Here is a 15,980-nt window from a genome sequence, read left to right on the forward strand (position 1 = left end):
ACATACTACGTTTGCTGAGTTAATAGAACATTTCAGCAACCCTATCCCTCAACGAGTCGAAAAAACACAGTCAGAGCGTTTGTTGCACACGATGTCTTCGACAACGGATATGGCAATTATTGGGATGGCCGTTAATTTCCCCCAAGCCTCGGATTTCTCTTCATTCATCGAGGTCCTTGAGAAAGAGAAAAATTGCATTCAGGCAATTGCTGATCGGAGTTATGGTTTTGGTGCATTGCTCGAAAATGCCAATGATTTTGATGCTTTATTTTTTAATATTGCACCCAACGATGCATTGATTATGTGTCCGCAAGAGCGGATTATGTTGCAAAATGCCTGGCATTGTTTCGAAGATGCAGGAATTCGTCTTGGCGATCAATCTCATTCGGTTGCTGTGTTCATTGGTGCAATGAATAATTTTTATCAATTAACGGGTTTTGAAAAAAGCTTAAAAGAACAAAAAACGGTTTTAGCGAATTCAACTGCCGCGAGTATTGCAAATCGAATTTCCAGTGTGCTTAATTTTACCGGGCCGAGTCTTACGCTTGACAGTATGTGTTCTTCTTCATTAACCGCATTACATTTGGCAATGCAAGCCATTAATGCCAATGATGCCTCTATGGCTTTGGTGGGAGGGGTCAATCTCATTAGTCATGATTATAAATATCAAGAACTCTTACATCGAAATATGCTATCGCTTCAGGGACATTGTGCCAGTTTTGGGGAACAAGCCGATGGCTATGTTCCCAGTGAAGGGGTAGTGAGCGTTTTAATCAAACCCTTACATGCAGCAATTAGTGATGGAGACCGTATCCATGCCGTGATTAAGGGTAGTAGCATTGCTCATAATGGTACCAGTTCAGGTTACACGGTTCCTAATGCAAATGCCCAAGCAGAAGTAATTAAAAAAGCAATCGCAAACGCAGGATTAAAGCCTGAAGACATCAGTTATGTGGAGTGCCATGGTACTGGGACCCAATTAGGGGATCCGATTGAAATAAAAGGTTTAAATAAAGTATTTTCCGAACGTAATACGCCCTGCTTTATTGGTTCATTAAAATCAAATTATGGACATATGGAGGCTGCGGCAGGGCTTGCGGGTATTGTCAAAGTAATTGCACAAATGCAACAAAAAAAGCTTTATGCAAGTCTGCACGCGAGTTCATTGAATCCTAATATTCAACTGCCCGAATCATTAATTGTATGTCAAGCTCAAACGAGTTGGTCTGTTCATCCACAAGACCATTGTTATTATGCTGGCGTGTCCAGCTTTGGTGCAGGTGGTAGTAATGCACATGTGATTTTACAAAGTTTTGAACATACCATTAAACCTAAAGTTAGCCCATTGCCGCGAACGGCATTTCAAAACAGACGCTATGCTCATGATGTTGAGAAAAGCACGGTTTCAGACCGATTCTATGAGTATGTGTGGCAGCAACGGGAAATATCCCCTGATAATAAACCTCTTGTGTCGCCTGAATCTCATAAATGGATGGTGGTAAGCACTAAAAGCAATGAGGCAGTGATAAAAAAGCTTCTATCTCAAAATGCAATGCACATCATTTGTACATCACAAAACGGATGCTACTTAGCCCAAGAGGGAAGCGCAATAACGCCAAAACAAATCATTGAGTTATTGAATGATGATTTTGTACTGCTTGATTGTTGCAATGATGAGTTAGACCTCATTGACCATTTGAGTTTTTTGCAACACGTTGCTCTTGCCGCCAAAAAAGGAACGATACTTCAGATTTATGATAGGCCATCACCTAATTTGGATGTGATTGCTTATTTTCTACGGTGCATGAATGGACAAACCATAGGCTTAAAAACGGCTACATTACAGGTGGAGCAACAGTTACTTACTTATGAGCTCATTCAACACGAGTTAAGTCAGTTAAACCTTGATTATCATAAGATTCGTTATGCGCAAGGAAAGCGATTAATTCAATTATTGCAAGAGCGTGAATATAAAAAATCAGTTTCAATTTCAATTGAATCGGAAAAGGTCTACTTAATTACTGGCGGTACCAGTGGTATTGGTGCGGAGGTTGCAAAGTGGCTGGTTGCGAGTGGCGCACGTCAATTAATTTTAACTGGTATTACCCCATTACCCCAAGAAACTTTATGGGAGCATTATCTGCACTCACCCTGTAAGGCAGGAAAAACTGTTCAATTGATACATCAATTAAAAAAACAAGGCTGTGCGGTTTATTACTATATTGGTGATTTAGCTCAAGAGGAATTATTTGCTTCCTTTTTAAAGATTGTTATGAATGAAACAGATCGTTTTGGTTGGATTTTCCATTGTGCAGGTGTCACGCCAAAGCAAACCAAGTCACTCACTGAACTTACCAAAAATGAGTTCACACAAATGTTTCATCCAAAAAAAGCAGGGCTTGACGCGTTATGGTCCATAGTAAATTCTTATGGATTCGAACGATTGGTTCTTTTTTCTTCGGTATCTTCTGTTCTGCCAGAGCTTGCGATGGGTGTTGTTGATTATGCTTTGAGTAATCATTATTTGAACGCATTTGCCGAAGTTCACCCTGGAACAGTATTGAGTATTGCTTGGCCTGCATGGAGTGAGTTTAGTAAAAATGCGGAGCGAAGCAGCAGTTATCAACGAAGCCAACTCGGAAGTTATGAAACCAACGAAGCCCTGGCTTTACTGACAACGTTATTAGCCCGGGTAACGACTTCTTCGGTCATCATGCCAAGTAAAAATGAACTGTCGCTAAATACCCCTTTGCCAGAGCAGCGAGTATCCATTCAAAGCAATGTATTAGAGACATTAAAGCGGATTCTTATGGATGTGGTCGGTGTCACTGAAGATGAGATTAAGCTGGATAGGAGTTTTGCCGAATATGGAGTTGATTCGGTTCTATTGATGGCTTTATTAAAGAGGATCGAAACGGTAATGGGTTTGATGCTCGCTGCTGAAGTAATTTTTGAACACAATACGCTTGCTCGATTAGCGGCTCATGTCCAGCAAATCAATGGCTTTATACCAGAGACATTGAGCAAACCGGTTATGGCATCTAAGCAACCAAACAATCCCAAAAAAATTGCAGTTATTGGTATTGGATGCCAGTTCCCTGGTGCCAATAATGTGCAGCAATTTTGGGATAATTTGCTGCACGCTAAAATTTCGATTACTCCCATTCCTAAAGAGCGTGTTGACCGAATTGAATATGCTGCTTTTCATGGCGGATTTATTCATGAACATGCATTTGGAACTGCGCTTGATTTTGGATTTTCTGACAAGCATCAACGGCAAATTAATCCAATGGTTACGCGTGCTTTGGCATTAAGTCAGCAGGCAATTTTTGATGCCGGTTTTACAAAGGAAACAATTAAAGGGATGAATGCGGGGGTATTCGTAGGCGCTCGTGCAGATTTTAGTGGGCCGCAAGAGATTAACCATTTTACCATTATTGGTCAGGGACAGAATTTTATTGCGGCCCATATCAATCATTTTTTTGATTTACGCGGCACGGCAGAAGTCGTTGATACGGCCTGCTCTTCCTCTTTGGTTGCTTTGCATCATGCAGTTTCTGCGCTGAGGGCAGGGGATATTGAACTGGCCTTGGTCGGTGGTATTGATGGGTTAGCAAATACCCGGCCTTTTGCCTTGATGGATGCTGCTAAAGCATTATCACCTGATTTCAGGTGTCGCCCTTTTGATGTTCGTGCTAATGGCATTGTCCTTAGTGAAGGCGGTGGTTTCGTAGTTTTAAAACCTTTGGAGCAAGCAATTGCAGATGGAAATAAGATCTATTGTGTTATTGAAGGCATAGCGGTCAATAATGATGGAAATACTATGGGGTATACGACCCCGAATCCTAAAGCCCAGCAAAAAGTGATTCAAAAAGCATTAGCCGATGCCGGTTTGACAGCACAACATTTGGACTATGTCGAAATGCATGCTACTGGCACAGAATTGGGTGATCCCATGGAGTTACAGGCATTAACTCATGTTATAGGACATTCATCCAATAAAAAATGTGTTGTAGGTGGTGTGAAAGCAAATATAGGTCATACTTTAAGCGCTGCAGGGATGGCTGGATTTATAAAGTCGGCTTTATGCAGTTACCATCGTTGTTTGTTGCCGCAGCCCGAAAAAATAACACCAAATCCCCGTTATGATTTTGCCAACTCTCCTTTGTGTTTGCTTGATGAACCAAAACTCTTAGATAGGACTCGTACTCATTATTTTGGCGTGAGTGCTTTTGGTTTTGGGGGAACAAATGCTCATGTCATTCTTTCAAGCGGGATGCCAGAGCCACAATCAATAAAGCTTGCCGTTTTGCCGCGGGAAGAAATGTATTCCGAAATAATGGATGAATTTTTTGATGTTGAACGAATTTAAAATTAAATTAAATGCGGATAATTATCTGGTTGCAGATCACCGCATTGATGGGGTCCGTGTACTACCAGGCATTGCTTACTTGGATATCATTGCTCGCTGTTTTCAGTCCGAGTTTTTTGAGCTCACCCAAGTGACTTATCCTCATGCTGCCAAAGTGCAAGCAGGTGAAACGATTGTTTTGATTGTTGCTTATGATTCCCAACGTCATACCATAGAAATCTACCATCAGGAACACGGTCAGAATATTGTCCATTTCAAATCAATCGCAGAATTCAAAAGACCAAAATTACCCATATTGATTCACCTGCCAAAAGCAAACGAACAAATCCATTCAATGAGCACCATATATAGCCTGGCGCGTGCTTCATTTATTGAGCATGGTGAATTTATGCAGGTGAGTGGAAGCACATACATCAATGCGCCACAAATCGCCATGGAATTGACTTTAGGTAGTAAAGCACAACCTTATTTATCGTCTTTTTATTTACATCCTGCTTTATTGGATGGCGCTACTTTTGCCATAGCTGCATTGCATTTTGATGAAGTAGTTCATGCCGGTCCCGACATGGGATATTTACCGTTGGGAATTGATAAAGTGAGCGTTTTTGCGCGTGTAACGACTGCAACATTGGTAGTAAAAGCCGAAATAATGCCAACGCCTCATGAGTCGTTAATCAAATGTCGAATTCAATTATTTACACCTGCAGGCGATTTAGTAGTCGTTCTTGAAGGATTAACAAATAAGCGATTTCAGCGCCAGCAATTTGGGCAGCAAGAAGTGACGCAGTCTGTGACTGTGTTACCAACCGTTCATGGTGATACCCAGAAAAAAATTGAAGTATTGATTAGGAATCATTTACAGGATGCCCCTGAATTTTTAGAGCCGCATGTTTCTTTTTTTGATTTAGGTTTTGATTCCAGTAGCTTAATCGCTTTGGTTGATGTATTAGAACAACAATTTGATTTAGAACTTTATCCGACTTTATTGTTTGAACAAAATACGTTGGAAAAATTAACTGAATATATTAATTCGTATGATTCTTTGCCTCGTGAAAGCGACAGTGTTGGTCCGACTGAACAATTACCAAAGCAATTAGAAAATGCTGATTATGCACTTTATGTTCCAACAAAAACTAAAATAAATCGAAGCCTCAATGATAAGCGAATATTGGTTATTAATGACCGCTTAAACGATGACCAGGCACTGGAGTTTTATCAAGAACATTCTAAAGAGGATTGGATTATTTATGATGGCCGTTATCATCAAACGGATCTGGATTTGCATACTGTTTTGAATCGTTTGGTACAAACATTTGCCCGGCTTTTATCTGGGATACAAGGAAAGTTGCCTTCATTGGTTGTGGGGTTGTCACCTAAGCAAGCAATTTTAATTCATTCGGTTTCTGCTTTTTTTTCATGTCTTGCTAAAGAATATCCTCAACATCAATTCTCGATTTTTGTAAGTGATGAATGCGTCAAAGAGAATACTAAGGATTTGTCGAGTATGGAGGGATGTGTTTACCTCCATCAAGATACGCTTTATGCCGCAAGTTACATCAAACTCCAATTGAATCATGCGCTGCCTTGTTCAAGTTTTAAAACAGGCGGCAGCTATTTGATTGTTGGCGGCCATGGAGGATTAGGCCGTTTGCTCACGCGTTATTTAAGCACGCAATATCAAGCCAAGATCCATGTCGTTGGACGAACTAAAAAGATCGTATCGGATGAGAATGTCACTTACTATCAATTGGATGTATGCGATGTTGATGCAGTAAATCATTTTTTCGCGACACATGATTTTCCTATTGATGGTTTGTTTTATTTAGCTGGTGAAAAACATGATCGGTTGCTGATGAATATTAGCCCCGATGATATTGAAAAAACGGTGCGTTCCAAATTAGATGGCTTGCGGGTCATTCATCATGCGTTACAGCATAAGTCAATTGATTTTTATTGCCTTTATTCTTCTTTATCTGCAGAGATAGGCAATCTTGGACAAAGCATCTATGCTGCAGCCAATGCAGCTTTAAATGCTTATGCCTGCGAACAAGAACAATTACGCCTTGCAGGAAAACATCCTTCTCGCTTTATTAGTATCAGTTGGCCTTATTGGTCCGAAGGCGGGATGGAAATCAACGCGCTTCAATTGCAAAAATTGCAAGAGGAATATGGAACTGTTCCTTTAAAAGCGTCCCATGCTTTTCCATTGTTGGAGCGTGCATTTGCGGCAAATGTACCCCATGTTGTGATTGCTAATCCCGCGTTGCTCAAACATCGTTTATTAAAATCACAAGAATGCCCGCTTGATAAGTTTCAGACCCAGCCTGAAGTGCCTGATATCAATGAACAAGACATTGCAATTATCGGAATTTCATTTCAATTACCTGATGCAGCCAACTTGGAGGAACTTTGGAGTAATTTAGCCGCTGGTAAAAGTTCCATTAAAACGGTACAGCGAAATTGGCATTATACCCCCTATCCCTGGGGTGGATATTTGGACGATATTGCCAGTTTTGATCCTTTATTTTTTAATATCTCGCCTCGTGATGCGGCGTTAATTGATCCACAAGAGCGATTGTTTTTAGCGAATGCCTGGCATTGTTTGGAAGATGCGGGTTATGCTCAGCTTCAAGAGAAAAATATTGGTGTGATTGCAGCATCCATGTTTCATCTTTATCAAAACTATGGTGTGGAGCAATACCAACAGGATGCTGACGTTAAATGTCCCCAATCATCAGGAGCCAGTATCGCAAATCGTGTTTCCTATGCGTTGAATTTGACAGGTCCTAGTTTCTCTCTGGATTCCATGTGCTCCTCCTCACTTACTGCGATTGATTTAGCCTGTCGTTATTTAGCAAATGATGAGGTCGATGCCATGTTGGTTGGGGGCGTGAATCTTTGTTCACATCCTTATAAATTAGCATCGTTGGTACAAAATAAATTCTTATCGCCTACGGGCAAAAGTGCCCCATTTCAGGAACAAGCGGATGGTTATGTTCCGGGGGAGGGCGTTGTAGTCCTTCTGTTGAAGAATGCAAAAAAGGCACTCGCTGATGGGGATTCAATCTATGCACTGATTAAAGGTTTGGCTTTAAATCATGGGGGAATGGGGAGTGGATTTACTGTACCTAATGCTTCTGCACAAGCAAAAGTGATGCAACACGCTTTAGCCAAAGCGAGGATTATGCCCGAGCAAATTGATTACATTGAGGCACATGGAACAGGAACGTCTTTAGGTGATCCTATTGAACTAGCTGCATTAAAGCAGGTGTTTGGTTCGCGTTCGGTACAGAAACCATTGTATGTGGGTTCGATAAAAAGTAATTTTGGGCATTTGGAAGCCGCTGCCGGAATGGCCGGTATTGTGAAATTGGTTGCGCAATTTCAAGCTCAGGCATTAGCACCTTCGATCAATGCATTGCCACTAAACCCGGGATTAAATATTGATGATGTACCAATTGAAATAATTACACATTATCTGCCACAACAAACACTTCATTTTGCTGGCCTGAGTAGTTTTGGTGCGGGTGGTAGTAATGCACATTTAATTTTACAAAATGGGTCACATAAACTATACCCGCGCCCCAAAACCCAATATAAAAATCAAAATTATTGGTTGTCTCATTCAGAAACAGTGACTCATCTTTGTTATCGAATGGACATCGTTCCTTGTACTTTGGAGCCCATTGCACATTTTGAAGAACTATATCAGCTGGATAGTGGAGTTCAGCCGATGTATTTCAAACGAGCTAACGCGGAAACACGATTAAAAAAAGCGGTGATTGTTTTTGGGGAAGCAAGTCATCCATCAGAACAGCTTATTGCCCTGTTAACCCAATGTATTGCGGTGAATCCTGAGGTTCAATTTATATTAATCCATCAGAGTCGTAGTCATTGGATGGAGTCGCATGCGTTGATGATGTCGTTGCCGAATCAATTAAAACATTATCAGAAGAATATTTTGATTTCTCATTTATCCAGTTTGCCTGCTTCTGAGGTAGTGAGCATAGTAAGTAACGAAGCGCAACAGCGTGATCATCGCTTGGTGGCTTATGATACGACGCGTCAAACGATTGCTTTAAATTTAGTAACAACAGCGGTTCAACCGCGACGAATCAATCCTGAACTGCGCGTTGTCGTATTGGGTGGTTTAGGCTCTATCGGATATCAATTTTGCCACACTTTAATTGCGGCTGGAATTTATCGATTTAATGTTATTGGACGCAGTGCTCTTGATTCGCAACGACAACAGATGCTTGCTGATTTAGGAGGTGAAATTCATTACATCCAACATGATTTTTCGAATCCATATCATTCATCTTTTTCTTATGATGTTATCATTAATTGTTTGGGCGTGATGCCTGGACAAAGCAAAAATGAAGCGGCACAACGAAAAAAATTACATTATCACTTAAGTCAATTTATTCAACAAAATCATCCGCAAAAATTAATCAGTATTTCTTCTTTATCTGCATTAGCTGGATTTAGTACGCAGGATGACTATGCAGTTTATAATGCATCTTTGATTGCATTTACTGCGTATTGTCAAGAACATGTGTGTGTCTACTTGCCTTTTGTGATGACGGAAACATCGCAATCCCCGGATCAATTAAATTGGTTAACGTGGAGTAAAAACACTCAGGGTTTAGAGCCGTTAAAGACTGGTGACTTAAAGGTTATTTGCCGCCAGCTACTCACTCTACCTGCAGGGGAGTACATTCCATTTCAGGGCAATCCCCAGCAATTTCATAAGTATTTAACCCAAGAATGCTTCAATGTTCCGCTTCAGAAATTACCTGAACGCATAAGCCTTAATGAAGGTTATTCCTTATATGAATTAATCGAATCGATCATCGGGGTTTCTGCGCAGCAGGTTAAAGATGAGAATACATTTTATCAATTGGGATTTAATTCCTTGACACTGAGTGAATTAGCCGAAGCAATCACGACACATTATCAGGTGCAAATTGCTCCCAATCAGTTTTTTGAATTCCATACCGTAAAGAAACTACAAGAATATTTGCTGGAAAATAAAAGAAATACTCCTGATTTTCCTCTAAAGCGATTGGATTCGACCTTATCCAATGTGGTTATTTGTGGCTATTATTGTTCTTTCCCTCAATGTCCTACTCCAGAAGATTATTGGCAGGCTTTATTGGCAAGAAAAGATTGCACCCAAATGCCTTTAAAAATGCGTTTTGAGAATCAGGATGATGAATCACTTAAAATGGGTTTCATTGACCATTATGCGGATTTTGATTTTGCTTTCTTTGAGATGGGTTTGGAACAAGCAAAATATATGGATCCCCAGCAGCGCAAGTTATTAGAGCTTTCCTGGCATGTGTTCGAAGATGCAGGAGTTGCACCATCCTCATTAAAAGGAAAAAACATCGGTGTATTTGTTGCCATTCAATTTGATGATTATGCTCGTTTATTGGATCGCAATCAGATAAACAGCCTTTATCAAATTACGGGGTGTGCGAAAACTTTTGCTGCAAACCGCATTTCACATTTCTTTGATTTTCATGGCCCCAGTGAAACCATTGATACAGCGTGTTCGAGCAGTGTTACCGCTTTGAACCGTGCTGTTCAAGCAATTAAGCACGGTGAATGTGAGTCTGCATTGGTCCTGGGTGTGAGTTTGCTTTGTGATGTAAAAACACTCGAGTTAACGACTCAGTTAAATGTTCTTTCGCCAACGAATTGTTGTCGTCCTTTTGATGCTCAAGCGGATGGGTATGTTAAAGGTGAAGGCTTGGCCGGTTTGTTTTTGGTCGGGGATGCTTTGGCTGTAGCGCAAAAGTTGCGTATAGAGGCGACTATCAAAGCGATTCATGTCAATCATGGGGGCCAATCACAATCACTAACCGCGCCAAATCCGGTGGCGCAAAAACAATTATTATCGCAAGTGTATCAGCATGAAATATCGGTTGAGGAAATTGATTATTTTGAGGCGCATGCGACTGCGACTCGTTTGGGAGATCCTATTGAGTTCTCGGTCTTGCATGAGTTATTTGCACAACGTACAAAACCGCTTTATATCGGTTCGGTAAAAAGTAATATAGGCCATACGGAGCCTGTTGCAGGACTTGCGGGGGTAATTAAAGGATTGTTGATGTTAAAGCATCAAATTATTCCACCGCAGGCGAATTTTCAGGAAGTTAATCCATTCATTCGGCTTGCAGAAAGCCCATTTCATATTGCTAAACAAGCCAAACCTGCTTTGTTGACAACGATCGCGATTAATAGTTTTGGTTTTGGTGGCAGTAATGGCCATTGTATTTTGACCCACCAGGGGATTTCGACGCAACAATTACCTAATTTGCCCTATGTACCGATTAAATTATCCGCCAAGACAAATGAGGCACTGGTAAGAATTTCAGCGCAACTGCTGGATTATTTAAGTTCTGCAGGTGAGCACTTTTGTATGACCCAATTAAGTTACTCCTTAAACGTAGGACGCGCTGATTTTGCGTGCCGCAAGCTATTGATTGTGGAAGACCTTGACGATTTGCGAGAGCAATTAAAACAGGGGGTTAAATCATCTAGTTCGTTGCAAAAAAATTTCTCAAGTGTTGATACGCTCCTTGAGTTGCGACATAGTCCCGATCAATTGAAGGATTATTTAAGTCAACTTGCTCTTGCATATCAAGAAGGGCAATTCATTGATTGGCAACATGTTTATAAGGAAATTGGAGCAATTCCGCTTGCATTGCCTGTTTATCCTTTTGCAACTCATTATTGTTGGTTTGCAGAGCATGCGAAATTAAAACCTGTAAGTAACGAGATTGAGTGTTATGAACCAATCTGGCGGAAAAAAACAGTCGAGTCTCTTGAGTTGAACCGTTATCAGCAGCTGGCTATTTTTTTGACGCGAGCACAAGAACAATCAGTAAAATACGCACTGCAACAAACTTCATATAAAGGGATGATTTGCTTTATCTTTGTTGACGAGCAGGATTCAGTAGACCACGGTGTTCAATGGCTGCAAGAACACTCTTGTGAGTTGATTTATTATTTTGCCGGGATGTGGGATGAACCGATAAACTCGACTTCCCTGATCAGCTCTCAGCGCTTCGGAATGGCTGGTTTTTTACATTTAATTAAAAAACTGAAAGAACTGGATTATCACGAAAAATCATTAACACTTTATGTATTCAGTAATAATGCTTATGGATTAAAACAATCGACGATTAATCCCTATGCAGCAAGCCTGCATGGTTTAGCCCAATCGTTAAAAAAAGAGCATCCATATTGGTTGATTGAATGCATTGATCTTGTGGACAATACGATTAGTGCTCATGCTCTTACTGTGTCAAATCAAGGTCAGGCTTATCCTTTGGTTTTAGCGCATGATGGGGTATGGCATCGGCAGCTTAAAGCAGTAAATCGTTCTTTAAATCATTCAGTACCTACTGATGAAGTCATCGTGCTTATTGGTGGTGATGGTCAAGTAGGGAAATATTTAGTGCCCAAGTTTATTGAGCGTAATCCCCGGGCACTCATTATTGCCAGTCGTTCTTCGATATCACGAACTGAAGGAATAATCCATTGGCGAACGGTGGATTGCACTGTCGCTGATGAAGTGGAGTCTTTGCTTGCAGAGGTGATTCAACGCTATGGAGCAATCGATTGTCTTTACCATTTAGGTGCTTGTTATGCCGAATCTCCGGTGAGTTCATTAAGCTATGAAGACTATTTGTCACAGATGTATGTTAAGGTATTAGGTACTTATCATTTAATTAATGCATGCCATCGTAGTGAAGTGAAGCATGTTGTCATTACCTCTTCAGTACAGGTTTATACACAAAATAAAAACAGAGGTGCTTACTCTGCAACCTGTTATTATGCGGATGCCTTAATTCAAGCCTTGCATTCTGAGAAAACAAAACTGGTTCATTGGGGGTTTTGGCAACAAGAAAATGAGGCCGCAAATCAACTGATGCTCTCCTCGGGTATTGCTCCAATTACCGCGGAACAAGGTTATTACTCCTTGCAATTGGCAGCCTGTTCGCCTCAATCTAATCTGAGTTTTTTTAATGTTTCACAATCAGTAAAAACAATGATGCCAATTTGTACCGATCCGCTAACTCAAGAAACCGAAGATTTGCTTCTTTTTAATCAAGGATTATCTGATTTAGAGTATTTTTGTTTTCACTTAATGAAACATTACTTGCTGACTCAAGGGGTTGTTTGGAGTCAGAGTAATTTAGCGGCAGGAGTGCATAAAGATTATGAAAATTATTATTTAGCATTAATCAATATGTTAAAAAATTTTGAACGAAGTCATCTTCCTCAGAATCCATATCAAATTAAGTCCCATGCTGAATTACTACACGATCAAGTGCAATTAATGAGAAAGTACCCCCAAATCAAATCTTTTGTACAATTACTTAGGGTTTGTGCAATGCATTTTACTGAGGTAGTTACCGGACAAAAAACCATCCAGCAGGTGATGTTTCCTTTTGGACGAGATGATTTAGTACGTGCTATTTATCAAAAAAATCTCTTGGCCCATTATTACAATCAAACCATTGCATCATTAGTTAAGGACATTAGTAGCGCACGTCCTAATCGAGTTGATATTCTTGAATTAGGAGGAGGGACTGGTGCTACCACCGAAGCAATACTAACCCAATGCTCCGATAAGGTTCGTTACATGTTTAGTGACATTAATCCTCAATTTGTTGCCCGGGCTAAAGAATACTCCACTCAGTATGCTGAGGTGGATACCTGTATTTTAGATATTAACAAGCCAGTGATGAGTAAACAATTTGATCTCATTATTGCAAGCAATGTATTGCATACAGCAGATGATATGCGTCAATGCCTGATGAATATTATTCCATTGCTCCGTGATGATGGCGTATTGATTATTAATGAAGCAACTGCAAATAGTTTATTTCTGGCATTTACTTTTGGCTTATTTAAGCAATGGCATACCAATAAAGATGAATACCGCATTCCAGCAAGCGCGTTACTTAATGCAGAAACGTGGCAAAAACTACTACAAGAGCTCGGTTTTGCGGTAGATGTGTTTGCGATGCCCAAAGAGGTGGAGCAATCGATTTTTGTTGCACGATTAAAAAATCGGCCTGGTCATCATACCTTGTTACAAAAATCGGTAGATTCACAAAATGACAGGGAGTTGATGCCAGCAAAAACTGCAAATTCAGATGAGTTATTGACACTATTAGCAAGACATGTACATTGTGCGGCAACTACTTTGGATTTAAATCAATCTCTGGCTCAATATGGCTTTGATTCATTGGCAGCAATCCATTTGGCAGAACAAATTAAATGTGAGCTAAAGATCAACATTTCACCAACGGTATTGCTTGAAAATGTTTCTTTATCGCAACTCATTAATTCTATTGCAAAGAAGAAGGAAGAACTTTTATGTTAAGTAATGAAGAATACACTGAGGTGAGAAAATCATTGAATTTTAAGCGACGACTTACCAAGAGTCTTAGCTTTCTAATTGCTGATATCGTGTTGCTTTGTGCTGCAGTTATTTTTCTGGGAAAAAACAGCCTGCTGTTCTATTGTCTTGGTGAAATTTGTTTGGCGATTTTATTTCTGCATAATTTTATTTTACTTCATGAGTGCGGTCATAATACCTTATCGAGTAAATCCTGGCTGAATGTGGCTCTTGGCCATTACATGAGTATTTTTTGTTGCATGCCGTTTTATCCATGGAAAATCATTCATGAAGAGCACCATAAATGGACTGGGCATATTGATAAAGATCCAGTATTTGAATTACTGAAACAGGCAAAAATAAGTAAGAAACTACCCTGGATTTTTCATGTTGGTTGGAGAACCTTTATTCCATTAAATGTGTTTTTTTTACATCTGGTTTATTGGACCTATCCTCTTAAACTGCTAAAACAAAAAAAACTATCTCGCGTTATGTTTCGACAATGTTTGTTTTCTGTGCTTTTTTTGTTTTTTGCTTACGTATTTTTAAAATGGTGTTTTCCAAGCTTTTTAACGTTTAAAAATCTAGCTCCTGCGATTTTAATTTATGGAATCCTCTGGGAAACCTTGTCTACTCCGCAGCATTTAGGTTTAGAACCCACACAACATCGACCTACATTAAAAGAACATGCGCAAACGACGCGCAGCACCTGGTTTCCTCGATGGCTACAACATTATTTATTTTTAAATTTTGGCTATCACGTGGAACATCATTTTTTCCCAGCTCTGCCTTGGCATGAATTGGAAAAAGCACATTTTAAAATTAAACCCTTGTTAAAAAATGAATATCAAATGGTAATAGGTGGGGTCTGGAATATTCAAATGCGTAGCCAAAACATGGAGAAAGCGATTGGGGTTCATGATGATTAAGATGTTGGATAAGACTCATTTTGAACTAGAAGCATTTGCGGCCACAATGTGTTTGGATAAACAAATCATTGTTAGTGATTTGCAAGCAGGGCAAGGTGCTCTAGGGCACCATGTTGATTATTTCGATTCAGCAACTTCTTATGTCACACTTCAGGCAGAAAGGGATGCGCGTTTTATGTTATGGGAAAGTCATGCTTTGCTCGAACCGTGTCAGGATAATTTTATTTTAAATGTTCATTTCAAACTGTCTGCTAATGAGCTTGCACTATTCGGGGGGACGAAGGACCTGGAAGCTTGGTGTGTGCGAAATCGTATGGTGTTACATAAACTTAGAGACGAAGCACACTTAACGTATTATTTTACTTTGTTTGATGCACATAAAATCACGGGTGAGCTGCTTGTGTCTCCAGTGCTTTATTTTGCTAAAAATCCAGTTTTTACCCTTCAAGCGGAGGAGGAGATAGTGTCTCAGTTCGTTAAGGCAAAACCTATTGTTTTAGAAGTCAAAAAAAATCAGATTGTTTGTTTTGATAAGTACCATTATCAAATGGCGTATCACCCTGATTTTAATTTTATACGAGTTCATGATGTACATCGAAGTCATTAAAACCCAGCGATTCAAATTTATAAATTATTGTCCTGTTATTGTCGATACTGAGAGTAAAATCTGTATTTTTATCGATCCATCATGGGAAAAAAGAAGGTTTCAGGACTTTGTAACGCAAAACGATTTAAGGGTTATCGCTATTTTGCTGACCCATCATCATCTGGATCACTCGCATTTGGCGAATTATTTTGCCAAATATTATGAATGTCCTGTTTATATGAGTAGTTCTGAAATCGAGTATTATGGATTCCAGTGTCATAACCTCAAAGCGATTTATCCTTTTCAAAATCTTCTTACTTTGGAACATCTTCCCAGCATCATTATTCATCAAACGCCAGGCCATACTTTTGGTGGTCTTTGCTATCAAATAGATAATGCTTTATTTACAGGTGATACTTTGTTTAACGAGGGTTGTGGGTTTTGCCATAGCAAAGGTGGGGATGCTGGGATGATGTTTGATTCCCTTAATTATCTAAAAAAAATGATTCCTGATGAAGTGCTGGTATACCCCGGTCATCGTTATCATCATGATCTGGGGCAAAGTTTTGCTGAAGTGAAAAAAATGAATATTTATCTAAATATTGAAGAGCGCAATGATTTTATTCAGTTTCGAACTAGAAAAACAAAAGGTTTATTAAATTTTAGGTGAGT

5 protein-coding genes (1 of these 5 cut by a window edge) are annotated in these 15,980 nt (G+C 39.7%); all 5 read left to right on the top strand.

Annotated features, from left to right (window positions below):
- Tightly spaced (each overlapping or abutting the next), the 5 genes in view from DGG96_RS00710 to DGG96_RS00730 form a layout consistent with a single transcriptional unit that may run on beyond the window.
- A protein-coding gene (locus DGG96_RS00710; RefSeq protein WP_110141099.1) for an SDR family NAD(P)-dependent oxidoreductase crosses the window boundary here: on the top strand, positions 1 to 4,372 show its 3' portion. 3,098 nt of this gene lie to the left of the window's left edge; 4,372 of the gene's 7,470 nt are visible here — the last part of the coding sequence; the start codon falls outside the window, past its left edge; the stop codon is at positions 4,370 to 4,372.
- A complete protein-coding gene (locus tag DGG96_RS00715) occupies positions 4,356 to 13,778 on the top strand; it encodes an SDR family NAD(P)-dependent oxidoreductase (protein ID WP_158618853.1) in 9,423 nt (3,140 codons plus the stop codon). Before DGG96_RS00710 ends, DGG96_RS00715 begins: the two co-directional genes overlap by 17 nt.
- A complete protein-coding gene (locus DGG96_RS00720; RefSeq protein WP_110141101.1) occupies positions 13,772 to 14,722 on the top strand; it encodes a fatty acid desaturase family protein in 951 nt (316 codons plus the stop codon). Before DGG96_RS00715 ends, DGG96_RS00720 begins: the two co-directional genes overlap by 7 nt.
- A complete protein-coding gene (locus DGG96_RS00725; RefSeq protein WP_126955288.1) occupies positions 14,712 to 15,329 on the top strand; it encodes a hypothetical protein in 618 nt (205 codons plus the stop codon). Before DGG96_RS00720 ends, DGG96_RS00725 begins: the two co-directional genes overlap by 11 nt.
- Complete coding sequence (locus DGG96_RS00730; RefSeq protein WP_233590470.1) at positions 15,307 to 15,978, top strand: MBL fold metallo-hydrolase; 672 nt, start codon at positions 15,307 to 15,309, stop codon at positions 15,976 to 15,978. Before DGG96_RS00725 ends, DGG96_RS00730 begins: the two co-directional genes overlap by 23 nt.
- The last annotated feature ends 2 nt before the right edge of the window (positions 15,979 to 15,980 follow it).

Source organism: Legionella qingyii, from assembly GCF_003184185.1.